This is a genomic window from Phormidium yuhuli AB48 (genome assembly GCF_023983615.1).
In the GTDB taxonomy this organism is placed as follows: domain Bacteria; phylum Cyanobacteriota; class Cyanobacteriia; order Cyanobacteriales; family Geitlerinemataceae; genus Sodalinema; species Sodalinema yuhuli.
On the sequence record NZ_CP098611.1, the window covers coordinates 1,705,730 to 1,730,561 of the forward strand.

General features: G+C 51.7%; 26 protein-coding genes. 6 read left to right on the forward strand and 20 right to left on the reverse strand.

Translation table 11 applies throughout. The annotated features are described in order from the left end of the window. Positions 1-50 precede the first annotated feature (50 nt). The 13 genes from NEA10_RS07370 to NEA10_RS07420 all read right to left on the reverse strand — a co-directional run bounded on the left by NEA10_RS07370 (position 51) and on the right by NEA10_RS07420 (position 10,993). Entirely contained in the window at positions 51-305 is a 255-nt protein-coding gene (locus NEA10_RS07370) for a hypothetical protein (protein ID WP_252664681.1), read from the reverse strand. After that, on the reverse strand, positions 302-424 hold the full coding sequence (locus tag NEA10_RS20825) for a hypothetical protein (protein ID WP_258719054.1): 123 nt from the start codon (positions 422-424) through the stop codon (positions 302-304). Before NEA10_RS20825 ends, NEA10_RS07370 begins: the two co-directional genes overlap by 4 nt. Before the next feature lie 416 nt (positions 425-840). Next, a complete protein-coding gene (locus NEA10_RS07375) occupies positions 841-1,206 on the reverse strand; it encodes a clan AA aspartic protease (RefSeq protein ID WP_252664682.1) in 366 nt (121 codons plus the stop codon). Next, the gene (locus NEA10_RS07380) at positions 1,203-1,475 is read right to left on the reverse strand and encodes a hypothetical protein (protein ID WP_006669830.1); all 273 of its coding nucleotides are present in this window, start codon (positions 1,473-1,475) and stop codon (positions 1,203-1,205) included. Before NEA10_RS07380 ends, NEA10_RS07375 begins: the two co-directional genes overlap by 4 nt. A 389-nt stretch (positions 1,476-1,864) precedes the next feature. Continuing rightward, positions 1,865-2,278 (reverse strand): type II toxin-antitoxin system VapC family toxin, encoded by a 414-nt coding sequence (locus NEA10_RS07385; RefSeq protein WP_252664683.1) that lies wholly within the window; start codon positions 2,276-2,278, stop codon positions 1,865-1,867. Continuing rightward, positions 2,275-2,550 carry a hypothetical protein gene (locus NEA10_RS07390; protein WP_252664684.1) on the reverse strand — a complete coding sequence of 92 codons (276 nt, stop codon included), beginning with the start codon at positions 2,548-2,550 and terminating at the stop codon, positions 2,275-2,277. The genes NEA10_RS07385 and NEA10_RS07390 overlap by 4 nt, the downstream gene beginning before the upstream one ends. Positions 2,551-2,883: 333 nt before the next feature. Beyond that, positions 2,884-3,120 carry a hypothetical protein gene (locus NEA10_RS07395; protein ID WP_252664685.1) on the reverse strand — a complete coding sequence of 79 codons (237 nt, stop codon included), beginning with the start codon at positions 3,118-3,120 and terminating at the stop codon, positions 2,884-2,886. A gap of 725 nt (positions 3,121-3,845) precedes the next feature. Beyond that, positions 3,846-5,309 carry a GumC domain-containing protein gene (locus tag NEA10_RS07400; RefSeq protein WP_252664686.1) on the reverse strand — a complete coding sequence of 488 codons (1,464 nt, stop codon included), beginning with the start codon at positions 5,307-5,309 and terminating at the stop codon, positions 3,846-3,848. A gap of 40 nt (positions 5,310-5,349) precedes the next feature. After that, positions 5,350-5,742: a hypothetical protein gene (locus tag NEA10_RS07405; protein ID WP_252664687.1), complete on the reverse strand. Its 393-nt coding sequence runs from the start codon at positions 5,740-5,742 to the stop codon at positions 5,350-5,352. Further along, on the reverse strand, positions 5,742-8,738 hold the full coding sequence (locus NEA10_RS07410; RefSeq protein ID WP_258719055.1) for a CHAT domain-containing protein: 2,997 nt from the start codon (positions 8,736-8,738) through the stop codon (positions 5,742-5,744). The genes NEA10_RS07405 and NEA10_RS07410 overlap by 1 nt, the downstream gene beginning before the upstream one ends. Before the next feature lie 308 nt (positions 8,739-9,046). Then, complete coding sequence (locus tag NEA10_RS20830; RefSeq protein WP_258719056.1) at positions 9,047-9,178, reverse strand: hypothetical protein; 132 nt, start codon at positions 9,176-9,178, stop codon at positions 9,047-9,049. After that, the gene (locus NEA10_RS07415) at positions 9,162-10,538 is read right to left on the reverse strand and encodes an AAA family ATPase (protein ID WP_252664688.1); all 1,377 of its coding nucleotides are present in this window, start codon (positions 10,536-10,538) and stop codon (positions 9,162-9,164) included. Before NEA10_RS07415 ends, NEA10_RS20830 begins: the two co-directional genes overlap by 17 nt. Positions 10,539-10,684: 146 nt before the next feature. Then, entirely contained in the window at positions 10,685-10,993 is a 309-nt protein-coding gene (locus tag NEA10_RS07420) for a hypothetical protein (protein ID WP_252664689.1), read from the reverse strand. Positions 10,994-11,192: 199 nt separating this feature from the next. Here NEA10_RS07420 and NEA10_RS07425 point away from each other — a divergent pair, with 199 nt between their 5' ends. The 5 genes from NEA10_RS07425 (at position 11,193) to NEA10_RS07445 (ending at position 17,495) form a co-directional block, all read left to right on the forward strand. Then, on the forward strand, positions 11,193-12,437 hold the full coding sequence (locus NEA10_RS07425) for a trypsin-like peptidase domain-containing protein (RefSeq protein ID WP_252664690.1): 1,245 nt from the start codon (positions 11,193-11,195) through the stop codon (positions 12,435-12,437). Positions 12,438-12,548: 111 nt separating this feature from the next. Then, positions 12,549-14,618 (forward strand): thioredoxin domain-containing protein, encoded by a 2,070-nt coding sequence (locus NEA10_RS07430; protein ID WP_252664691.1) that lies wholly within the window; start codon positions 12,549-12,551, stop codon positions 14,616-14,618. A gap of 478 nt (positions 14,619-15,096) precedes the next feature. Then, positions 15,097-16,029, forward strand: coding sequence for a heterocyst master regulator PatR (gene patR, locus NEA10_RS07435; RefSeq protein ID WP_252664692.1), 933 nt, complete (start codon positions 15,097-15,099; stop codon positions 16,027-16,029). 91 nt (positions 16,030-16,120) lie between these two features. Next, positions 16,121-16,411: a DUF2103 domain-containing protein gene (locus NEA10_RS07440; protein ID WP_252664693.1), complete on the forward strand. Its 291-nt coding sequence runs from the start codon at positions 16,121-16,123 to the stop codon at positions 16,409-16,411. A gap of 19 nt (positions 16,412-16,430) precedes the next feature. Next, positions 16,431-17,495, forward strand: a complete 1,065-nt coding sequence (locus tag NEA10_RS07445) for a potassium channel family protein (RefSeq protein ID WP_252664694.1) — start codon at positions 16,431-16,433, stop codon at positions 17,493-17,495. Positions 17,496-17,506: 11 nt separating this feature from the next. On the opposite strand, the gene cpcF is transcribed toward NEA10_RS07445, so the two are convergent. The 6 genes from cpcF to cpcB all read right to left on the reverse strand — a co-directional run bounded on the left by cpcF (position 17,507) and on the right by cpcB (position 21,526). Beyond that, positions 17,507-18,130, reverse strand: coding sequence for a C-phycocyanin alpha-cysteine-84 phycocyanobilin lyase subunit CpcF (gene cpcF / locus NEA10_RS07450; RefSeq protein ID WP_252664695.1), 624 nt, complete (start codon positions 18,128-18,130; stop codon positions 17,507-17,509). Between the two features lie 17 nt (positions 18,131-18,147). Next, positions 18,148-18,966: a C-phycocyanin alpha-cysteine-84 phycocyanobilin lyase subunit CpcE gene (gene cpcE / locus NEA10_RS07455; RefSeq protein WP_252664696.1), complete on the reverse strand. Its 819-nt coding sequence runs from the start codon at positions 18,964-18,966 to the stop codon at positions 18,148-18,150. 16 nt (positions 18,967-18,982) lie between these two features. Beyond that, positions 18,983-19,252, reverse strand: coding sequence for a rod-capping linker protein CpcD (gene cpcD / locus NEA10_RS07460; protein WP_252664697.1), 270 nt, complete (start codon positions 19,250-19,252; stop codon positions 18,983-18,985). Positions 19,253-19,401: 149 nt separating this feature from the next. Then, positions 19,402-20,301, reverse strand: coding sequence for a phycobilisome linker polypeptide (locus NEA10_RS07465; protein ID WP_252664698.1), 900 nt, complete (start codon positions 20,299-20,301; stop codon positions 19,402-19,404). 115 nt (positions 20,302-20,416) lie between these two features. Then, positions 20,417-20,905, reverse strand: a complete 489-nt coding sequence (gene cpcA, locus NEA10_RS07470) for a C-phycocyanin subunit alpha (protein ID WP_252664699.1) — start codon at positions 20,903-20,905, stop codon at positions 20,417-20,419. Positions 20,906-21,007: 102 nt separating this feature from the next. Then, positions 21,008-21,526, reverse strand: coding sequence for a C-phycocyanin subunit beta (gene cpcB, locus NEA10_RS07475; RefSeq protein WP_252664700.1), 519 nt, complete (start codon positions 21,524-21,526; stop codon positions 21,008-21,010). Between the two features lie 927 nt (positions 21,527-22,453). On the opposite strand from cpcB, the gene NEA10_RS07480 reads away from it, so the two are divergent. Beyond that, on the forward strand, positions 22,454-24,397 hold the full coding sequence (locus NEA10_RS07480; RefSeq protein ID WP_252664701.1) for a serine/threonine-protein kinase: 1,944 nt from the start codon (positions 22,454-22,456) through the stop codon (positions 24,395-24,397). A gap of 103 nt (positions 24,398-24,500) precedes the next feature. Here the strand turns inward: NEA10_RS07480 and NEA10_RS07485 are convergent, their stop codons facing one another. Then, entirely contained in the window at positions 24,501-24,809 is a 309-nt protein-coding gene (locus NEA10_RS07485; RefSeq protein ID WP_252664702.1) for a DUF3082 domain-containing protein, read from the reverse strand. Between the last annotated feature and the right edge of the window lie 23 nt (positions 24,810-24,832).

Below are 24,832 nucleotides of genomic sequence, written 5' to 3' on the forward strand. Positions count from 1 at the left end.
AATGTCAATAAAAATATCGGTATCAAGTAAATACATGGAGCCACCTAGAATCACTCACGGGTTTCGGCTTCACGACGTAATCTGCGAGCATATTCTTGACTATTGGTAATATCAGGACGAGAGTTGATAATTCCGCTATTTTCCCAGTAAGTAACAAGTTCTGCACCTGTTTTTGGCGGATTTTGAAGAAACGGACGAAACGATAGGACACGCAAAATATACTCTGTTATAGGTAGCTTTAACTGGGATGCCTCAAGAGACAGTTCATCTTCTAATTCTGCTGGCAGATCTAGAGTAACAATCATTTTAATCCTCTATTTTTTAGTAAGTAGTCAAGAAAATTTGCCAACTCTACCAAAACCTCATCAGGCAGAGCATTTATTACCTCAACAAGATCTTGCTGCTCTACTGTTGTTTTAGACATAGCTATATTGCTACTGACACAGGGTTACCACTCTATTCTAGCATCTCAGCAAGTCAACGAGCCGCGATCGCATCTTACTCATCAGCCGGCAAAGTTTTCAATTCGGCGATCGCCCGCTCAAGCAACTCAGTCATTGCTACTTCACCCAGAACTTTATACTCATTCTATCGATTATCGCCGCTCTCAGGCAGATTGAGCATAGCGCGATCGCGCTCTTGGAAAGCGGGTAGACTTCCCTGATCCTGCCAATGTTGTTAAAAAGTAGGCATTGTCTCGAAAAACATCACATCCCCACCTTAATAAGATTTAACGGTGAAGCTCAACGGCGGCAGACAACCTCAAACTTAGCACCAGCAGCTTTAGTCCGTCCGCTGCATTTGAATTGTTAGCCTGCACTGTCACGCACCGACAAGCTCTTACAACTCGTCAATCGTCACCAATCCACCCTCTATAAACTGAATCACCAACTCTTGTTCATCTAACAAAGCGGTTCCAAGCAGAGGTCGCCTTCCTGTCGCAATGACCAAAACATCCCGCTCCGTACCATCCCAAAGGACAACCGCTTCGTAAAGGGGGAGTGATACTTCGCTGTTATCCGCTAAATTTGCAAAAGTATCGTGTCTAAAGGTTAAACCCATCAGTGAAACTGCTTCTAGCGGAAGGCACAATTCTCCTGTGAATCCTGTATCGATGACAAATTCGATAGAAACAGTTGAGCCATTTGGTAATAAGAACGTTAGAGCGACCGTTGCGTGTGTATCTGTTACAATCCCAGAAATCACTTGTAAACACGCTCCATGACACCACCAAAGGAGACGGCAACATTGTATCCAATCCGAATGCCAAAGAGTCTAGCATTTGGATGTTTCTTACTCAGATTGCGAGAGGCTTGCAAGCCAGTCTTATCGACCTCATAGTCACCTGTCTCAATGTCGATGATGACCATCTTGCCAATATTCTCGTCAATTTCGACCTTTTGACGGATTCCACCCTCGTACAGTTGCTTTGCTCGATGCCCAACCTGCTCGCGGCTTAACAGAATTGCTTGCATACACTGGCTCCTAATCGCTAGGCATCTCTTTGTTCCCCTTCATAATATCTTACAAGTGAACTACTCCGCCCACAAGGGGACGGGGCTTCCCAATTCAACGGCAGATGCCTCTACGGATGACTTACGCCCCCGATGCAGGCCTTACACTCCCTCCTTGGGCAGTATCGCTAGTTCCCAACGATGATCGCATTCTGCTCACTTTCAGGTAAGGCTGGTAACAAAGGCGATCGCCCCCTCAAGCACCTCAATCATTGCCCCTTCACCCAGAACTTTATCCCCATTCTATCGATGATCGCGGCTCTCAGGTAGATTGAGCATAGTGCGATCGCGCTTGTCGTTGTCGCAAAACGGGTTTCCCATTTTTGCTCGTCCGGTTGTTAGCTGGTATTTTAGGGCAACAACTCAAAGTAGTCACAGTGGCTTGGACGAATAACCGAAAAATCTCGCCGATCAAGCGTGTAAACGCGAGTGATGTTTAACCTTTCAGCAGTAGCAACAATCGCAGCATCTGTAAAATCAAGCTGGTTATCAGCATACTGTTCCAAAATTTCATGCACTCGTACTAAATCCTCTGGAATGAGAGGTTCAACTTGAACCGTATTAGGTGTCATGCTGGACACAAAACGACGCATTGCTTGATGACCCAATCTTGATGCAATTAGATAGCAGACTTCAGGTAGAACAGCTACAGGTAGTACTAATGGCTCATTTACGCTTTGAGCAACCGCCAGCACTCGCTGATGATGACGATCGCTCTGATCCGTGAGCGCAAACAAAAAACTGGTGTCAAGTATTGCTGTCATGCCAAAGGACTTGACTGGGAACTCCACCCATACACAGGGTCAATCTCATTAAGGAGGATCTCCTCATCCCGCTCTGAAACATCTTGTTGACCAGATTTACCTAAGCCGGCAACAGAGAGCAAAAAGTTTTGTTGACCAAGATCGGTTTTTTTATCCTGAGACGTTTTATAGCGTAAGTAGTCAAGAAAATTTGCCAACTCTACCAAAACCTCATCAGGCAGAGCATTGACTACCTCAACAAGATCTTGCCGCTCAATTATTGTTTTAGACATGGCTCTATTGCTAATGACACAGCGTCGCTACCCAAGCTTAGCATCTCAGTAAGTAAACGAGGGGCGATCGCATCTTAACTCATCAGCCGGCAAAGTTTTCAATTCGGCGATCGCCCGCTCAAGCAACTCAGTCCTTGCTACTTCACCCAGAACTTTATCCCCATTCTATCGATGATCGCCGCTCTCAGGCAGATTGAGCATAGCGCGATCGCGCTCTTGGAAAGCGGGTAGACTTCCCTGAGCCTGCCAATGTTGTTGAAAAGTAGGCATTGTCTCCAAAAACATCACATCCCCACCTTGATACGATTTAACGATTGCGTTGTGCCGCTGTCGCTAACACGCTGCTAACAGTACCTCTTCTACAGGCTTTGGCACTTCAATCGGGTAAAACCGATTTGCAGAAAAAGCGTAATCCTCACCGCTCTCATCAATAACTCGAACCAGCCCGTTTTTGCTCGCTTCCTCATCAACAATCACTCGGTATATTTTGCCAACTTCCAATGATGCTTTATAGCCTTCATTATTCAGGCATCCCACGAACTGATTTGATCGGACTTGCTCGGTTTTCATAGTTAATCTAGAAACGGTAGCTTGAGCTTGAACTCTTTTTTGCTGACCCCATGAGCCTCATACCAGTGGATCTCCGCTAACCGTATCATACCGTTTGGAAGCTGAACTTGGGCAATACCCTTCAACGTTCTCCACTTCCCTTGACCATATTGCTTCCGCAATCGTACTCGATCACGAATTCCTGTTCCTGTGGCAATCACCTCAACCTTTGTGATATCGCTAATAATCTCGAAGTCCACGCCAGAGCAACCGGAAAAGTGCTCTTTGATACTAGCGCATTTTGATCTCTGCTACGGCAGGCATTTCAACATCTGCCACCGACCGTAACCAAAGTGGCATAACGGTCGTGTTGAGCGGTTGACAGAAAACTTTGCAATGCACCAAAAAACTGAGTAAATCCGCTCCAACAGGGTTTTTAGACCGTACCACACCGACCAACTTTATCTACTTTAACTCTTCAATTGTGACGATCCCCCCTATCACGGTTTGAATCCTCAAGTCATAGCCGAAAAGTAGACTCATCCCGACTAAAGGATCTGTCTCAGATTCATTAACAGGGATATCTCGATACTCACCATCCCAAATAATCCTGCTTGAATAAACCTCGAATGTCGTCTCGCTACCTGAAGACCCAGAGTGATTGAGGTTTGAGCTAATGGGTTCGATGTTAGCTCAGATCAACCGAGCCAACATCGAACCCCCGCAGTGGATTCGCATCTTGCACCTTAACCCCGTCCTCGCCGGGCAATCGCCTGCAAAATCGCCACCAAGACACTAAACCCGATTCCCACCAGTACACTCCACCAAAACGCCGGGGCCGTGACGATATCTCGCGGTTTAGGCGGTTGCTGGGGGTGAGTGGTGGCCACCGCCACGGCGATCGCCCCCGTCGCCAACCCCACACCCGCCATTCCCACGGTTTGATTCAAAGCCCGATCGCCCCTCGTTTGCTCAATCTGAATCACTCCTTCGATGTTGCGGATGAGATGATCCAGGAGTGTCAGGCCTGTTTCCAAGTTGTCGCGATCGAACTGGATTTGTTCGATATCGCGATCAGGGTTCCAGTTGCAATGTTCCGTCCGCTGGAGTTCTAACCCTAAGCGGCGTTGGCGTTGTTCGTAGTTTCTGGCGTTGATGGCGATCGCGTGTTGCTGTGCATCCAGCAGCACCAGTTTCTCCGCGTACTCCGCGCGATCGCTCAAACATTCACTTAAATCCTTCTGAAGTTCTGCCAAGTTGACCGTTTTAGACTTGAGGCGATCGCGCACTTGCTGATATCGGCGTTTCACTGTTGCATAGTTTCCCTTGAGTTCCGCCTTGAGTTGTCGGCTGTTCCACTTGGCCCACCTCACCTTGTTACGAAAACCGAACCAGCGTAAGAAATTTAGACAGCCTTCCTTACCCATCCATGTCCGAATGTCATCGAGATTCTCCGATTCAGGAAACAGGAGAACGCAGACGTGGGGATAAAAATCTAAAAATTTGTGCCATTCTACATTCCAAAATGTGGGTGTAGCTTCAAATTCAAAGAAACGGGCATTTAGATCCCCATGTTTTACATGTCCTGTCAAGGTTAAATGGTGGTGAATATCCTTGGGAACTGAGCCAAGGAGACGGGCATAAATGTCTTGTGCCAGGTCTTGTGGTAATCGCCCGTCTGTTTGTTTTGCCCAAATCAACCAGGTTTCCCCCAAGCTCCCATGGCGCTCTCGACGGCGCTTATCCAGAGATATAGCCTTTGGGTCGAGTTGACCTAAAATTTGCTGTTTGAGGTCGTTAATGGCGGCGAGAGGACGCGGCTCGTCGTTTTTCTGGGGTGGATTGGATGCTGCGTTTAGATAGCGCCCTGATGTTCCTAGATACAGCCCATAAATGTCCTCTAAATTGACTGGCCAAATGAAGCCGTCAAGCTTCTCATCGTGTTCGCTGTTCGATCCAAATAGCTTTTCGCTCTTGTCGAGTAGAAGATTATTGGCTCCATCATCGCGCTCATGCTGCTGAAGTGTATCAAGCTGTTTGTCTTCAATTTCTTGATAAACTTTCTCCCAGAACTTGCGGCGGCGAGCCTTTTTTTCTTTCTCTGACTCTCCCAATATCTCGCGCACGTCGTACAGCAAACAATCCAACGTGGGATAAATGAAGGGTTTTTCCTCAAAAGAGGATGAAGTGAGATCGTCCGTTGAAGTCATCTGCAATCTGGCGCGGGAGTTTCCGGGAGTTTCCTAGAGATTAACCTTTAGCTCGTCGTCCGAACAGGCGATCGCGTAGTTTCTGCCAAACCTTGAGATCTTGCGACACTGCTTTCGCTGTCTCGATCAGGTGTTCCTGGGGTTGTTGTAGCAAATTACCGAGTTCATCCTGCGTCCATCCGTTTTCTTCCTCCCAATTGGGGTCAGGTGCATCTGCCTTAGAACGTTGCGCCAGAGGCTCTTCCAACTCATCGCACCAACAATCATAGCTGGGGTTGAGATGTTGACTGGCCCACTCATCCACCGCCGCCAGTCCCCCGTCGCTGTTCCAGTCAAACTGAACCAGTTGAGAGTGCCACTCAGGGGGGAGTTCGTCCCGTTCCGAGAGGCTGAGGAGAAACGCTTTCAGAGTAATGCGAGAGGTTGCTTTCATCAGGTTGAAGGGGGGTGAGGTTCATCGAGGCCAGACACCACAAACGCCGCCCAGAAATAGGGATCGTCGTAGGGGCATCTCTTCTCCATCTTAGCCAGTCGTTTTACCGCTCGGCGGAGACAGGTTTTTGCTGTAGGGTCTTGCAAACCGGCCAGCCAGTCTTCATACCAGCCTTGCAACTCAGCCTGAGTCAGTTGGCGCAACCAGGCCACCGCAGCACTTCGGGCAACAGCGGGGGACTGTCCCTGCTTGAGCAACTCGTAAAAGCGCACCATCAGCAGCGCACTCGCGTCAGACTGCACCAACCACAGAGAGGTTAGGGCCGACTTGGCCCCCAACGCCAGCAAGCCACTGGCCCAACCCACATATTCCGTCACCAGGTCATAATCCCGCCCGATGCCCGTTTCGCAGGCCCCCAAACTCACCAAATCATAACTGCTGAGGTTCTCCAGCTTCTCCAACATCTGCCCGAGGGTGAGGGCGCTCTTTTGAGCCAGACTGAGCCGCGACTCGGCGGGATTGGGGAACTCGTGCCAACTGTGGCCGGTGAAGTGAGCCAGGCGATGGGGGGTTTGCAGGTGGTTGAGAACCGCCTCCGGGGTGACGGCGTTGCTTTCCAGGGGAGTGGTGGCGTAGAGATGGCGGATGGCCGCTGACTCGAAATCGGCCATCGGCAAATCTTCCGCCTGGGGGTCAATGCTGAGGAAGGAGGCGGTGGCCGGTTGGCGGTTCTGTTGTAGGGTGAGTCCTGTCTGCACCGAGGGGAGGCGCGAGATGGCGAAACAGTCGGGAAATAGGGCTTCTAGGGGCAGCAGGTGCAGTTCCTTGTGGGGGAGCAGAATGAGGGGGATGCTGTGGGGTGCGGCGCTGTTGGGGGGCGCGAGTTGGGCGACAATGCGATCGATGTCGAGCAGTTGCTTTAATTCATCGAGGCGTTGCGGGAGTTGTTGTCGCCAGGGATGGTCGGGGTTGCTGTGGGATTTGTCCTTGCTGTCTCGGTAGTCGAGATAGTCCCGGTTCCAAGCCTGCCACCAGTCCTGAAAGGCGCAGTAACGCTCTCTAGCGGAGGTGGCAGCATCGAGCCGCTGCGGCGGTTGTCCCGGTTGAATGAGGAAGATATTGAGGGCGGTGGGGCTACAATGCCAGTCTATGAGAGGGGCCTGGTCATGGTTGGCGAAGGCGGTGGCGGCTGCGGCGGTGGCGGAGACAAATTCATCAGTCCAACCGCGCAACCACCAGCTTAAACAGGTGTTTTTCCCCCGTTCGGCCAGTTCCCAGGCGGCGATGTCGTTGCTCTCCTGTGCGAGACGGTCTACGGTGGCTTGTTGGAAGTCAGCAAACTCGAATTGTAGCTGGCGTTTCTTGCCAGGACTGGGTAGGCTGTCGAGGTATTGGTGCAGTACGTCTGCCCCCTGTCGCATGACTTCTGCTGCGGTGTCTGGCTCGTCGAGGCTGGAGTAGACGCGGGCGAGATCCCGTAAGACGTTGAGATGCCATTCGGGAAATTCTAGGGCGGTGAGGGTTTCTAGGGCGGTGAGGTATTCGCTTCGGGCTTTGCTGAAGTAATTGTGGCGATTTTGCAGATACAGCTTGGGATGAGCGTAGGCGTAGTGCGATCGTCCTTTGACATAGTGCAATAACCCCCAACCTTCTGGATGGGTGTCTCGTGTGCAGTGTTGCAGTCCTTGGTCGTAGGTGGCAAGTTGTCCGGGATAGCCGGGTTGGGCGAGTTGGGGATATTGAATGGTGAGGGGAGTCATCACGGAATGCATGAGTTTGCCGATTGCAATTCCTCGGTTTAGCCAAGCCCAGTCAAACTGGGAATTGAGAGCCAGGGCGCGATCGCAACTCTCCAGCGCCTCCTCGTATCGCCCTAAGTCATCGAGCGCATTCCCTCGGTTGTGCCAAGCCAGGTCGTCATTGGGATTGAGAGCTAGGGCGCGATCATAACTCTCCAGCGCCTCCTCATATCGCTCTAAGTTATAGAGCGTCTTCCCTCGGTTGTGCCAAGCTAGGTCGAGATTGGGATTGAGAGCTAGGGCGCGATCGCAACTCTCCAGCCCCTCGTCATATCGCCCTAAGTTATTGAGCGCAACCCCTCGGTTGTGCCAAGCTAGGTCGAGATTGGCATTGAGAGCTAAGGCGCGATCAAAACTCTCTAAAGCTTCTCGATATAAATGTAAATGGTTGCATAGGATAGCCCCTCGGTTGACCCAAGCCAGGTCGTAATTGGGATTAAGAGCTAGGGCGCGATCGCAACTCTCCAGCCCCTCCTCATATCGCCCTAAGTTATTGAGCGCATTCCCTCGGTTGCCCCAAGCCTGGTAAAGATTGGGATTGAGAGCTAGGGCACGATCATAACTCTCCACCTCCTCCTCGTATCGCCCTAAGTTACCAAGCCCAATCCCTCGGTTGTGCCAAGCCATGTCGTCATTGGAATTGAGAGCTAGGGCGCGATCGCAGTTTTCCAAAGCCTCTTCATCTGCCCCAGCATCTAAGGAAGCCCTTGCACGTTCCAACCAAACCTCCGCCTCCTCCTCACTCTCACTCAAAACCGGCAACCTCTCCCCTCCCGTCTCCGACACCTCCTCCTCACTCTCCCTCTCAACCTCCTCCGGTATCTCCCGCGCCAGCAACGCCTCACCAATCTCCGCCGCCGTTTCCCCCACCGGGTCACAACCTTGGCCTCGCAACCGCACCATGCGCCGCGCCAGTTCCTGATTCGGAACCGGAGACGACATCAGCGTATCTCTGAACCGCTGTAACCAATTGAGAAACCAGGGGTCTTGCGCCCGTCCTTGCAAGTGGTCCGCCACCTGTTGCGCGGTCCATCCCGCCTCTACGCCGTCCAGCAGTCCAAAAAACAGGGTCTCGTACTGGGAATCACTGAGGGAGACCAAGTCTGGGGTTGTCTGAGGAGACTCGCCAACTGGAGAGGAAGTCCCGCGCCATTTCGCCCACAATTGCTTCAGCCAACGCCACAGTCGCCGCCACATCGCTGCTTCTCCTCATAGACCTTTTCCCAGTATGACGCGCTCCCCCCTGGAGGGCAACCGCAAGGGATTGCCCCGACGGTCAGGGTTTCACCATTTCCTGAAAACCCTAAATCGTTAGGAGTTGAGCCAACCTCGCAAAATGTTTATGACCACCGGAGCAAAAGGTTCCAGCACCCCGTCTTGAGGTTGTCCAATCCGCCGTAGGGGCGAAAAATCCCCTCCTGGGAGGGGCAGGGGTGGGTTATGACCCTACAATTTTGTATAAAATGCAACAAATTACACCGTATATCCTGAAGACCCAGATAGAATTACTCTTTTAATGCTTTTTCTCGAATGTCTCGACGAATATCTGGAGTTAAATCGACATACTGTTTTTGAGGATTGACACGTTTCCAGGCAACTAAGCTAGTCGGTTCAGCCCCTTTATGAATGGCTCGCATGACGCAACTCTTGTTTACGAAGTAATAGTTTGGCTTTAACCAATTCTAAATTATTTTGATGGGTTGGCTCAGCCATGAGTTCCCTGAGCAATTGATGAGCTTGGCTTAGATTAGAGTCTTGGATAGCATCTAGTAAATCGTTAAGCTTAGACTCAAATTCTGGGTCACGAATGCTAGTATCCATAACATCCAATAAGACTGTATTAACATCTTGCCCATATTGGGACGGTAATTCTTGAATTTTACCATTATTTAAAGCATAAACCAAAATGTTTTTGCAATCACTAATCATCAAAGGAGAATGGGTAGTTAGAATGAACTGACAATTGGGAAAGGTGTCAAGTAGGCGATCGCACAAACGACGTTGCCAAGACGGATGTAAATGTAAATCAACTTCATCAATCAAAACAATACCATCTCCTATCAATGGATTCTCTAAAGCAGGATTCAGCATCGCAAGACGGCGAGCAATATCTCCCACTAAAGCCATTAACGATTTTTCACCTTGAGACAGTTGAGCAACATTTAACGTCTCGCCATTTTTATCAACCGCCATATAGAGACAAGGTTTCCGACGCACTCTCAGGTTGTCCAAATGGGGCATAAAGCGGCGGATAGCTGTACGAACTGCGGTTAATTGGCGGTCTTTGGCTGACGCTTGGAGTTCCTTTAACACCTGCCATATATCTTGATGGGTCTCAGCAAGAGGCTTCAGTTGATTCAGGACTTCATCAGAAATTCCCGACTCATTTTCTGCATCTTCTCGTTCTCGGAACCACTCAAAAAAGCGACGAAAATCAACCCCCTGACTGAGAGAACTTTCATAAGCGTCTAGTTGCAGAAAAGTATGTTTAGTTCTGATTTTTAGCGGAATATCGAGAACAACTCGCTCAACCGGGTAGAAAGCAATAAGGGGGAGGCTGACCTGAGCATCTTGGCTTAAGGCATTCCGATAATAGCTGGCTAAGCGGCTGCAATCTGTTAGTTGACTGTTATAATTGGTCTTACGTCCTTTTTTGGTTTTGGCAATAGTCCACTGAACGTCATTATCTCTCGCCGTATTATCAGGGTAAACTGATGTCTCAACGGAATCACAAACCTGGACTTTAATGGTCGCCCCATTAGCGCCATTGAGGATGTCATCTTCGGCGATATAACTGCCATGCCCTTTTTCTGTACTGAGACGGGCAATAAACCAACTCAGTGAGATGGTTAATGCGTTCAAAATAGATGTTTTCCCAGCTCCATTGTTGCCGACAAATACCGTGATATTACTGGGATTTTGCGGTGTTGGGGCTAAAGGCAACTCCAAATGTTCAAAGAGTCCAATATTTTTTAAAGTAATCGATTTAATTTCCATTTCAGTACAGTCCAGGTCTCGATAGCTTTGAATGAGGAAAGAGTCACGTGAAGCAGAAGCGCGATCGCACCTTGGCAGGGATTCATTTTTCGCGACTGGGTGGTTGGCTGTGGGAACAACATGATAGGGCGAAAAAATTTTCGCCCCTACGGTTCACTGGGAAACACCTCAAAAATATCAATTCCCAACTTATCCTGAATCAGAGATTGTGCCTGGTTAGGATTCTCATAAATTAACTCCAACAATTCCCTAGGTGTTAACCCCACCTCTTGAGCATAAAAACTGACCTCAGACATAATCCGCGCCTCCGATTGCCGCAAATACATACTCAAACAGTGACGAGCCTGAGTCGAATTATCCCGTTGAGTCCGAAAAAAGGCTAGAGCATTGAGGAGCCGGTCCTCATAGGGAGCCAAAGGCTTTAAATCTAACGATTCAGGATGTTTAGAAATCATGATATTTGAATGCCAACAAGTCGCTGGATTTATCAACAAATTTGCCGATACCCTTAAGCCGAGATAGCCAGTTGTCCGGGCATCAGCCAGCACGGGGGTCCCCCAGAACCGAGATAGTTTTCCCAGATACCGATGTCCCCCAGACCCCCTATAATAAAACTAAGACATCCAAACCGCAGTGCAACAGAGGTCAATGGCCTTGTCTCGCCAAACGTCAAAAAGCCCCAGGACTCAGTCGGCGATGGGCTTTGGGATATTCTTTCTGGGCCTACTGGTTGCGATCGCCATCCAGCAAGGGCAACATCCCAACCCGGCCCCAGTTGACGTTCCCCCCCCATCCTCCTCCTCGGAGTCTGAAAGAAATCAACGTGAGTTCAACCCGGATACCCCGGAAACTCCAGCGGCGGGTTCTGCTGAAGATATCCCAATCCCGACTCCCCAAACGGGCGATCGCAACTTTGACCAGACCAACTTCATTGTCCGCGCCGTGCGTCAGGTAGAACCCTCCGTCGTACGCATTGAGCCTCAGCGCCTCTATTCTGAAGATCACCTAGGACCCTCTGACCTGCTAGACCCCATCCCCCCCTCTTCCTACTCCCAAAACGCAGGAACCGGCTTTGTCATTGACGACCAGGGCCATCTTCTCACCAACGCCCATGTTGTGGGCAATGCCAACCGAGTGCGAGTCGTTCTCCATGATGGCCAAACCGTCCGCGGCCAAGTCCTCGGACGAGATAGCGTCACCGATGTAGCCGTCGTCAAACTTGAAGGCGTTAGCCTGGCCCCAGTCCCCATCGGCGATTCCGATGACCTCAAACCCGGCGAATGGGCGATCGCCATCGGCAATCCCCTCGGTCTAGATAGTACCGTCACCATGGGCATCATTAGCGCCACCGGACGCAGTAGCCGCGAAATTGGTGTTCCCGACCGCCGCGTCGGCTTCATTCAAACTGATGCCGCCATTAACCCCGGGAACTCCGGTGGCCCACTCCTCAACGCCTCAGGGGCCGCCATTGGCATGAACACCGCCATCCTCGACGGGGCCCAAGGGTTGGGCTTTGCTATCCCCATCAAAACCGCCTTACGGGTCGGACAGCAACTCATCAACGATGGCGTCGCTCAACATCCCTATCTCGGAGTTCGCCTCAAAACCCTTGATGCGAACCTTAAAGCTGACTTAGACCAAACCGAAAACTTCCCCAAACTGACCGTTAACCAAGGGGTCTTGATTATCGATGTTGTCCCCAACTCCCCCGCCGAAGCCGCCGGCCTACAACTAGGAGATGTCATTCTCCAGATTGGCGAGGTCTCAGTAGTGAATTTTGAAAAGGTGCAGCGTATTGTGGAAGAAAGCCCCATTGGTGAAGCTCTGGAACTGACAATTGCACGAGGTGAACAAAAACTCACCCTAGACGTGCGCCCTAGCCAACTTCCCTCAGACTAACCCCTGCACCAGAGCCATACGACAATCAGACCCTTAACATAACTGTTGAAGGGCTGTTCCCATTGTTGTGATGTCCCCCATAGACTTGTCCATCGTACAACACACAGTCCCATGACCAATCGTCTCGCCAACAGTCAAAGCCTCTATCTGCGCAAACATGCCGAGAATCCCATCGATTGGTGGTATTGGTGTGATGAAGCCATCGAATTAGCTCGCCAGGAGAACAAACCCATCTTTCTCTCCGTGGGCTACTCCAGTTGTCACTGGTGTACCGTCATGGAGGGAGAAGCCTTCTCAGACCCCCAGATTGCCGACTATCTCAACCAGCAGTTTGTCCCCATTAAAGTCGATCGCGAGGAACGCCCCGATATCGACAGCCTCTATATGCAGTCCCTGCAACTCATGTCAGGACAAGGCGGCTGGCCCCTCAACGTCTTTTTACTCCCCCACAGTCTCGTCCCCTTCTATGGGGGAACCTATTTCCCCGCTGAACCCCGCTATGGTCGGCCCAGCTTCCTACAAGTTCTCACCCAGTTACGGGACTACTACGACAACGAAAAGGAAAAGCTAGACCGCATCAGTGAGGATATGCTGACGGCCTTGCAACAAGCCGCCGAACTTCCCCCAGAGTTCAAACAGATTGAGAACAGCTCCCTCCTCAATGACCAACTCCTACAACGGGGATTAGAAGCCAGTATCCGAGTCCTGGAACCGGAAGGGGCCCCCTGTTTCCCCATGATGCCCTACGCCCAAACTGCCCTCCGGGGAACTCGCTTTCAGTTGGATAAAGACTTTGTCGCTCAACCCCGCTGCGACCAACGAGGCTTTGATTTGGTGCTTGGGGGGATTTTCGACCAGGTAGGGGGCGGATTTCACCGCTATACCGTCGATGCCACTTGGACAGTTCCCCATTTTGAGAAAATGCTCTATGACAATGGGCAAATTCTCGAATATCTTGCCGATTTATGGTGTTCTGGCACCCAAGACCCCGCCATCGCTCGGGCGGTGAGACTCACGGTGTCCTGGCTCAAACGGGAGATGATGGCCCCGGAAGGCTATTTTTACGCCGCTCAAGATGCCGATAATTTCACCAGTCCCCAAGAGCGAGAACCCGAAGAGGGCGCCTTTTATGTCTGGTCTGACGCTGAGTTACGGGAACAACTCACCCCGGAGCAGTATCAGGCCCTAGAGGCAGAATTCTATATCTCCAAAGCCGGGAATTTTGAGGGCAAGATCGTCCTACAGCGTCGCCAGCCAGGAGTCCTCAGTGAAGCGGCGCAAGAGGCTCTACAACGCCTGTTTGAGGGGCGCTATGGTGCGGGAGTGAGCCGGGAGCAGCCCTTCCCCCCCGCACGGGATAATCAGGAGGCTAAATCGAGGGATTGGGCCGGTCGCATTCCCCCCGTCACCGATACCAAGGGGATTGTGGCTTGGAATAGTTTGGTCATCTCGGGGTTGGCTCGGGCCTCGGTGGCCTTTGGGGAACCGGAGTATTTGACCATGGCCGCCAAGACTGCCGACTTTATCCTCAATCATCAATGGATTGAGGGCCGCTTCTATCGGCTGAACTATGAGGGAACTCCCTCGGTATTAGCCCAATCGGAGGATTATGCTCTATTTGTTAAGGCTCTCTTAGATTTAGTCGAGGCAGGAGCGCCGGATTATCTGGATGCAGCCATCAATGTGCAAGCGGAGTTTGATGAGCATCTCTGGAGTGATGAGTTGGGAGGCTACTATAATGCCGCCCAGGATACCAGTGGCGGGGCAATTGTGCGAGAACGAGCCTACACCGACAATGCGACCCCTGGCGCCAATGGGGTGGCGGCGATGAATTTAGTGCGTTTGTCCCTCTATGGGGAGGAATTGCTCTATTTGCAGCGGGCCGAAGCGGTCTTAAATGCCTTCCTCGCCATTTTGCAAAAGATGCCCCAGGCTTGTCCCAGTTTGTTTGCAGCTTTGGATTGGTTCCAGAATGCTACCTTGGTCCGAACAACCGCTGCCGAAATGGCTCAGTTGAAGGAACGCTATTTGCCCGCAACAGTGCTGAAACAGGTACAGGAATTGCCAGATGGGGCCGTTGGCTTAGTCTGTCAGGGGTTAAGTTGTTTGGAACCGGCTCGCGATCGCAATAGCCTCTTGGCTCAACTCGAACAGAGTCAAAGCCGCATCGGAATCGGTTAAGGCGTTCTCAAAAAACCTTGACAGACTTATGGCGGATGGAAAGGCTAAGATTGAGGCGGTTTAGTTTAAGCCCAGCATTCTCAGTCCAGGGGTCTGGGGGCCGAGTTCGCGCCGGTCTAGTCCTGGGCTGGAGATTCCCGATTTGTGGCCGACAGCTCTGAAACCTATTCTTAAGGTGGAATGTGAGATAGTTGATCTAACTCGTGCTTCGGGTCAATTCCTCTCAGAAATGACTCTGACACAAGAGGTCTCAGACCCAGAAGCAACTAGTTACATCAGTGATGCTCACCGCTGCCCCTAGTTCACCACAAGGTTCCGTAGGGGCGAATGGTTGTTTGTCCTGACGAACGGCTGTTTGCCTGGGCGAAGATGTTTTAGCCTCTACTGGGCCCCTGTTCCATCCCGCCAAGGGTCGGTTTAATCTTAATCTCGACTGGCGGCATTGTTGACGGATGTATCTCCGCTATTAGGAGGGTTTATGAGTTCCTCTTCTCGTTCAAATTCCGATTTTAATGACACGATGCAGTCCCCACTCCATCCTCCCAATCCCAATCCGAAAGGGTCCACCGCTGATTCGATCAATCTCGTTGGTCCTGATGCCTTATTACGTCCAAAACCCCCTGTTCCACCCCCACCCCCTGAGGACAAACCGGACCCCCCAACCGCCGAGGCCTCGGTGGACCCTGAGCCTGAAACTCCCCAACGTCCTGTTCCCATTCCTCCCCCCAGTGAACCCCGGCAATATCGCGCCATCGGTGTAGTTCGTGGCCGCTATATGCCCTCGCAAGAACAAATCACCCAGGGCGTCCTGCAAACGGCCGACGATGTGGCCGTTGAAGCGGTGTTATTGGGGCGGGTGATGAGTCTGGTGAAAAACCACATTGACCTGGAACAAGACCATCTTTGGGTGGTTTATCCCAGAACCGGCCAGCGAGATGGCAATCTCCATTTACAAATTGTTGGGGTCTGGGAACCGGAAAACCTTAGTCAAGATGAGTCAGACGCCGCTCTTCCTCCCCTGTCCTCGGACGAGGTCCATGAAGGCTATTTTTCCGTACGCGGTGAGGTGGTATTTCATTCAGAAGAAGAGCATCGTGTGATTGTGAAAATTCGTCAAGGCCCTCGGAAGGCGGGACAACCTCCAAAATTCTTTAAACTGGCTTTGACGGGAACGGCGACGGGCCGCGTTCTACGACACTTTTGGTCGTTTGATGTGGAGCGTCAGGGCCAGGACTTAGTGATTTTGAGCGGGGAGAATATGGGGGTGATGCCCCCGAAACGCAAGACGAACTCGAAGTCGTCGCCAAATCGTCGCCCTGGCCGCCGTAAATTTGGGCCCGAGTCTAAGGGAAATCGCCCAACCCCGCGCCCGAAAAAGGTTAAGGATTCTCAGCCTCCGGCCTCGGAGTAGCTACTCCAGAACCCCGATGTCTAGTCTTAGAGTCGGGGTTTTTGTCTGTTGATTATTCACATTTTTTTTGATGAAAGGAGACAATGCTCTCATGGCTTCGAATGATAGTGGCCGTCTAGTTTTGAATCATTCAACTCATGTGGATGGGTTGATTCCTGTGTTGGAACGGTTGGTCTCCTTCCAGGGAATTCGTACCATTACCCCTGGGGTCATCTCCCGTTCCCGTGGCCACATCCCTAAGTTGAAACTGCGAGTTTCAGTTCCTATTCGGGGAGGTTATAAGGCGATCGCCCGTGCGGGAAAAACGGTTCAGGAAGTCTTTGTTCTCACCAGTCTCTCGAAAGGAGAGTTAGAACAAGCGATCGCTGAAAGTCTCAATTAAACAAACCTCGGGGGTGCTGATGGTCAAACTCAATAATAATCGCCTAACGTTAATCTTGGGCATTCTCGGCACCATCGTCCTATTACTAGGGGCGGTGCTACTTCTAGCCTGGAGTGAGGGAAGCACTGAGTCCGCTGAAGAGTTCTGGGATGTTCTGGAAAATGTCGTTATTACCCTCATGGGGGAATATCCCGATAAACCCAAAACTCTGTTAGGTCGAATTATTCAACTTTTTTTATTGGTTTTTGGAACCTTACTTTTTGGCACAATCATCGGAAAAATTTCCTCTTTATTTGTGACTCACGCTCTCTGGAACCAACAAAAAATGAAAAAATTCAAAAAGCACATTATTATCTGCAATTGGAATGGCAAGGCATCCAGTATTATTCAACAATTACTAGAGTCGAATCATGGGGAACCCCTAGACATTGTGGTGGTCTCTGCCTCGGAAGTCTTCGCTGCTCGAGATTTTCATCATTTCGAGAATGTTCACTTCATTCAAGCCGATCCCACTCATCATGTCACCCTGGAGGATTTACAAGCTTTCCAAGCCAAGGCCATCATTTTACTGGCTGACGACGAGAGTTCAGGGCCCGATGAAAAAAATGCTCTCATTGCTTTGGCGGTGAAGCATTTAGAAGAAACTCCTGGCAAACAGAAGGACATTCATGTGATTGCGGAACTGGTGAACCTCGATCGCCGCCGCCATCTGCAAGAGGCCGGAGTCGATGAGGTGGTCTCGGCCCGAGACTATAGTTCGGGAATTATTGCCCAAAGTGCCATTTTCCGCAATATGTCGGTGGTCTATCAGCAACTTTTGACCTATTCTGATGACTCCAATGAGTTTTATTTTATTCAGCCGGGGAATTATCCGTCGGAGTTACTGGGGAAACGCTTTCCTGAGTTGGGGACCTGGATTAGTGATTACAGTGCCAAGCATCCGAATAATCCTATCTTACTCTTGGGGGTTAAACGGGGAGATGGGACAATCCTCCTCAATCCTAAACCCAGTCATTTTGACCACTTGGAGGAAGAGGATAGTTTGATTGTCATGGCGTTCCGTAATATCGAGCGCATTGTCTGACCCCTTGGCGGTTAGCCCCCAGTTAATCGCTGTTGGGCTAACTGCGATCGCCCTCGGATGGCGGCTTCCTCATCCTCGTGATGGAGTCGTTGCAAACAGGGCTCAATTTCTTGCCGGACCGCTGTCTCCCCTAAACTCTTCCCTAAGGCTTCTAAGCCGACAATGGCAGCATAACGAACCACCCATTCAGGATCGGCAGTGGTTTCGAGTAATCGCGTCAATACGCGACGTTGGCCAGCCGCCTGTTGGCTCGCATCCAGAGTCTGCCACTGGATACGACCTAACCCTCGGGCGGCGGCGCGACGGACGCTGAGGGCAAAGTCTCCAGCGGCAGTTAACAGGACATCTAGGGCGCGAGGGTCGCCAATTTCTGCCAAGGAACGGATGGCCCAGGCTCGGGCCCCATAGTTATAGCCGTCGAGATGCTTGAGGAGCGGTTCGACGGCGGGTTCCCCGATGGTTACTAACCCTTGAACAGCGGCCACGGCGGCCCCAGGATTGTTGAAGCCTAAGACTTCAATGAGTTTGGGGACCGCTTGGGGATTACTGGTTTGGGCGAGCGATCGCACGGCCATCAGCAGACTGACCGCCGAATCAGCGCGGTCAACGTCAGCAAGGAGAGAGTCGAGAGTCATCGAAACAGAATTCGTCGCTATAACAGGTTATCCATTTGGGTCATGATATCGATGGCGGCCTCGTCTAGGTCATCGATTTGGGCCAGGTGATGTTCGAGAATCCCTTTGAGGGCAATCAGTTTGAGGCTATTTTCGGCTAAGGTTTCGGCAACGGGGGTGACGGCTTTGAGATAGCCGATCGCCCCGACATCCATGAGGGCCGCCCGCCGTAGTTGTAATTCTGGGGCCCCGAGAGCGGCGATGAGGCGATCGCCATACTGCTCCTCCCCCGTTAACTGATACAGGGCCCGGGCCGCCGCAAAGCAAACCCGAGGCACATCATGCTCTAAGAAAGGACGCACCGGCTCAATGGCGTCAGTCGCTTTCAACGCCCCCAACGCCTCTAGAATCGCATCGTAGGGCTGTACCAGGTGCGGTTTTCCCGGGACGCGAACCGCTGCCTCGACCCCACCCTCTAGAAGAGCCAGTAATCCGGGGATGGCCCGAGCATCTCCTAGGGCCTCTAAGGCTTGAGCGGCGGACTCGCGAACATAGTAATCGCTACAGGTCAAACTTTCAATCAGGGCAGGAACCGCTCGTCTATCCCCGAGTTTTCCTAAAGCTTTGGCGGCGTTACGACGCAGGGGATAGCCCCCCCCGGGGGAACGGTCAATGGTGTCGCTGAGGGCCTCAATCAGAGCCTCTCGACCCCGATCATCACGGACACGAAAACGCCCCAGCCACCACGCTGCATAATAGCGAGTGCTGGGGTCGTCGGTTTGTTGTAAATTCGCGATCGCCTGTTCCGTCGTCCAAGACTCGGCGGCGATCGCAACGGGCGTTTCTGACGGCTGCATGAGACAGGAAATGTACTTACTCGTCGGATCCTGATTCTTCCGCAGAACTGCCGTTGGGGTCAAATGTCACCGGCTCAATGCTGACAATTTCACCCCCCATTCGGGTAATCCGTCGCATCTCTTCATTCATGCGGTTGTAGGGAACCGTCATGAAAATGCTGTCACTGCTACGAATGGGATAATCATTCTTATCGGTTCCGGGAGATTGGCGCAGGCCACGAACCTCGTAGCGGAACATACGACTCCCCGAAGGAGTGCTACTGTTGAGTGCTGTAGAACCCATCATGGTTGGATGTCAACTCCTCTCTATTGCGATGTCTAATCCGTAGGGGTTGGAGAGGTTGTGGCGGCTAGAAACCACCCTCACCCCTCCAACTGATTCGCGAGTCCCCGAGAAGCCGCTGTTACGACTCCTCGAACGGACCTCAACCTATCCTAGTTGGCAGGTTCAATACTCGCGACTTTTCCACCTTCACGCTGGATGCGTTGCAAGGTTTGGGAAAGGCGATTGTAGGGAACAAAGAAGGAACGGCTGCTACGGCGTACAGTGGGGGTTCCACCACGACGTAGGTTATTGGGATAGTTACGTCCCAAGAGTTTCGTCACTTCGATGCGGTACATCCGCGTGTCGGCGTCACCGGTGGCGGACAAGCCATAAGTCCGTGACGGCGCCACCCCAGCTTTCGAGGGACGATAGGCCCAACCTTCGTTACAGTTGGAGGGGCCCACAACCGCTGAAGAGCTGTTGCGTCCGAGTTCTTGGGCCAGACGAGATTCCGAACCCCGCAGTTGAGCGCGATCGCTGTTGGCGTAGCCGCGATACAACTGGAACATCCGGGTGAAACCGACGGTTTTTTGACCCCGTTGGGTGCTGAAGCCCCGATAATAGGGGACAATGTTGTCGCCGAAGTTCTCGACGTACTCAACGGAATCGACGTAGGAATCAATATCTGCGTCGTAGCCTTCGTTTTGGTACAAGTCCAGGTGGAAGATTACTTCGCTCTCGTCATAGGGTGCGCGTCCGAGCAGATGTTTGTAGTTCAACTCGGTAAAGCGAGTCTGAAAGTTGTTGTAAAAGAACTTTGTCTTATACAATTCAGACTTAGCCACGCAGCGAACGAACTCGCGCAGGGTGATGCTGCCATCGCACAACAGCGATTCAGCACTCGTCAGGCGTTCTGATGCCATGACGTAATCGTTCCCCAAAAGCTGACGGTAGACGGCACGGATGGCAATCTGAGCGTCGTCTTCCGTCCAGTTGGGGCGCAGTTCAACTCGGTTGATGTCATCGTAGGCCGAGGTGCCTAGGCGGGTTGCAGCGGTAGTAATAGCCAAAGTCTATACCTCCAATTTTTTAACGACGGATATAAAAACAGCCCGGAACAGAAAACAACTTCAAGCATAGATCGATGCTCTGTAGCTGCTTACCGTTCCGGGCTAGAAGGGCGATCTAGCTCAGAGCGTTAATCGCGTAGTCGAGGTAGGAGTTGGCTTCAACAGCGGAGTCGCCGGAAAGACCGTGGTTGGCTTTGATGTATTTCAAAGCTTCAACATACCAGCTGGGAGACAGCTCAAAGGTACGGTTGATTTCGTCAATACCTGCAACGAGGTACTCGTCCATAGGACCAGTTCCACCAGCCACGAGGCAGTAGGTGACCATGCGGAGATAGTAACCGATGTCACGCGCGCATTTGGCTTTACCTTCAGCGGTAGATGCGTAGTTCGGTCCCTGCATTTGGGTGGTGTAGGGGAACTTGTTGTAGACCGCTTGAGCAGCGCCATCCACGAGAGACTGAGATTTGTCGGTCAGTTGACGAGCAGCTTGCAGGCTGGCGTTAGCCTGACGGAAACGACCAAACGCGGTTTGGATTTCGGTGCTGCTCAGGAAACGACCTTGAGAATCAGCTGCGGCGACGGCTTCGGTTAACGGGGTTTTCATTGTTGAATAATCTCCTGTGTTACAGTTTCAAATTAATTTTGAAAGTTGGAATCGATATGGGGCATCGATCACGTCTGACTGGCAGACTGCAAGGGTTGCTAATTACGCAACAGCAGCGGCAGCGCGATCAAAGTAGGTGCCGATTTCAGACATGAGGCTGCTGCAATCTCCGGGGGTGATTCCAGACGGATCGCCTGCGATTTGCAGAGCCGCTTCTTTCATTTTTTGAACGCCGACGGCAACGGAAGCACCGGGGGTTCCCAGAGCAACGTAGGTTTCACGCAGACCGTTCAAGCAGCGATCGTCGAGGACGCTAGCATCGCCAGAGAAGATGGCGTAGGTGACATAACGCAGGATGATTTCCATGTCACGCAGGCAAGCAGCCATACGACGGCTGGTGTAAGCGTTACCACCCGGGGCGATCAGTTGGGGCTGCTCAGCGAACAGAGCGCGAGCTGCGTTAGCCACGATGGTGGACGCATTGCCGGTGATGCGGTTAACAGCATCCATGCGTTTGTTGCTGTCTGCAACCATTTGTTGTAGAGCATCGAGCTGGGAGGCAGAGAGGTACTCGCCACGAGCGTCAGCTTGAGAGACGACTTTAGTGAATGCGTCGAACATGAATTAATCTCCTACTTAACTTGAGATGGGCTGGTCTAGTTCAAACGAGATATTTTAACGGTTTGGCTACTAGACGGTAGCCTGGGCGAGAACCCGACAGCCGACAAAACTGAGAAAGTTGCTGTCTTAGATGAGAGAGCGCGAAAATCGCTGAAACTCAACTTCTGTCGAATCACTCATGCCCTTCCGATAAATTTATACACCGCCACAGAGCATTTGTGAGTTACGTTTTGTAAAGATTTTAAAGACCCCTGAAACTCCAGATGACTTAGCCCTGAGGTTCAGAATCTGGGTTACCCCACTGCCAAGCAGACCGGCCATAATCGCTGTGAGACTTGGTCTAGCGACGAGTGACCCGACTGGATTGGGGGGGAAACCAGAGCCGTCTCCCTCGGGATACGTCTGAGATTTCTTCCCCAAATGTAACGGAGATGACCTCAGCAAACTTTACATAACTTGAGAAAACGCACCCAATTAACACCTGTCCTGTCCGAGCAACAGACCCACTTCGGTCTAGCTCGACCCGGTTGTTTCGATGTTGACTTGGGTTAATCCTCTGTGAGCTAACCCCTATCAGGTTAAAAGCCAGCTCCCATACCGTCTACCTCAACTGTGACGAATGTTACAGAAGTCAATAATTTGTTATCTCAAGCAATACTGTACAAAAACCAAAATTTGGCTTTAAAACGTGTCAATTTTCCGGATATGAGTAGTTCTACTGAGAAACACTGGTCAATGTTCTGAAGCAATCTTTAACATTTCGTAATCTATTCCCTCCAGTCTAACCCCCTAAAATCGGGAAAACTCTAAGGGATAGGAGTCCTTGGTCCACGCCACTCCGGAAACCGTCCCTCTGTGATCCTCAGAGAAAGCGTTACCCTGAAGGGAGGATTTTTGGGTCCTCACACCGTTAGCCCCTTTGTAACCATGAGCGAAAACGTTTCCCCACGCCCCCAGTCTGCTCTAACTCCCCAGCAGGATGGGGGGTTCTCAAGTTTGCCCATAAAAGGACGCTACCGAGTCTTAAAACCTCTAAGCCATGATGGACGGACGGTTTTGGCTCTGGACGAAGACACTCCCTCTCAGACGTTTTGTGTGGTGCGATCGCGCGATCGCCAGCGCGGAGAACTCCCTCTCCCCCATCCAGTCCTAATGCGTTGGGAGCAATTAGGGCATCATCCTCACCTACCGAGCCTAGAAGCGGTCTTTGAAGATAACGACATTCAGTATCTCGTGGATGAGTACATCCATGGCAAAACTGCCGCCGAACAGCTACAACTTCAAGGCACTTGGACGGAAGCCCAAATTCGCCAACTGCTCAATCAAATCCTACCCACCCTGCGAGACCTCCACGATCGCCAACTCCTACACCGAGACATCAAACCCCAAAACCTGATCCAGCAGGAGGGCCGCTGGATTCTTGTAGATCTCAGCGCCCTCCACTGTACCGCCAGCCCCAAGGGACTGGAAGCCGAAGCCCTCAGTGGTTCCGCTGAATATGCCGCTCCCGAGCAAATTCAAGGACATCCCCTCCCCAGTAGTGACCTCTACAGCCTCGGGGCAACCTGCGTCCATCTTCTGACCGGACAATCTCCCTTCGACCTCTACGATGACCATCAGGGGACCTGGCAATGGCGCGATCGCACCCGTTTCCCCATCACCCCCCAACTGACACGGGTTCTCAACCAGCTTTTGCACCCTGACCTCAACCATCGTTACTCCAATGCCGAAGCCGCCCTCAATGACCTAAATCGTTTTGACTTACCCATCAACTGGGAGGCCCTGTTGGTGTTGCGTCCCCTATCCGGCTTACTCGCCGCCTCCTTTGTCCTCACCCTCCTACAAGTTTGGGGACAACGTTCCCCGCAACTGGAATATCAGGCTGATGGGATGACCCCCTCCCTAGATAAAGTCATTCCTCGTAAAGATAACCATTTGCCGATGGTGCAAACCTTGAGCCAAGGCAAAGAATCTATCTGGACGATCGCCGTCAGTCAAGATGGCTCAATTATCACAGGGCGAGGCAATGGCAAGATTGAAATCCGCCACCCGCACCGCCATCGTCCCAGTGAATTTTCAGCTCATCCCCAAGCCGTCTTCAGTATTGCCGTTAGCCCCAACGGTCAGCTTTTAGCTACCACGGGTGACGATAACGCGATTAAAATTTGGGAGATGCCCCAGGGTAATCTTTTGGCAACTTGGGATGGGCATTACGACGACGTACATCATCTGCAATTTAGTCCCGGGGGGGATGTCCTAGCCACTGCTGGCCGTGATGGTCGTGTCAAAATCTGGGATATGACTCATACGTCTAACCAGTCTCTGCGCGATCGCAACTCCACCCCTTTACGGATTCTTGAAGCCCATCGCGGCGAAGTTCGTAGTCTCGCCTTTAGTCCAAATAACCGCTTTCTTGTAACAGCGGGGGCCGATGGGAAGGTGAATTTATGGGATTGGCAAACCGGTGACTATTTACAAACCCTCGTCTCTGGCACGTCAGAAATTTGGTCTGTTGCCATCAGCCCTGATGGTGAAACCCTAGCCACGGGGAGTAAAGATGGAACAGTCGAGTTAGTGAATGTCCGCAGCGGCCGCCGCCACCGCCAAAATACCCTACACCGCAACGCCATCGTCTCCCTAGCCTTCAGTCCCCACCGCGTCCCCTCCAGCCTTGGCTCAGAGTATCTGTTGCTGATTGGTGATGTCCACGGGGATATGTCCCTCTGGTACGGGGATAGCGGTAGCGTCCGTGAGATTCCATCTCATCAAGGTTGGGTGAGTTTTGACTTCACCGCTGATGGTCAATCCTTCGTCAGTGGTGCGTTTGACAACCGCCTCAAAGTTTGGGGACTTCAGTCACTCCTTGAGTGAATCTCCCCATCACGTCCCCATCACGCCCCCTCTCGTTCCTTGGCTCTGCCAGGGAACGCCCCCGGGGCGGCTCTGCTGCCCTTCCTGAGCTAGCTCCAAACCCTCAACTCTCTACAGATTCCTTATCTCCTGCTAAAAGTTTCCGCCCTAGCATTTGCAGAGACAACAAAAACAGCCCCAGTGCCGCAAAGCCAAATACAAAGGTCGCCAACGTACTTAACCCCATAACCAGGGTACGAACCGCTGCCGCGATATTGAGGGCGGTTTGGTTATCGGTTGCGAGAGGCTTTTCCGCAAATGTTTGCACAATGGAGACGGTTAAGCGATAAAGCAACAGCGAAATCGTAGCCGAGGTGAAGGACCCGGTAAAACCGCGTAAAATTCTGCGAGTGTCGTCAAGTTTTTCAGTCATAGGGGAATAGGGAACAGGGAACA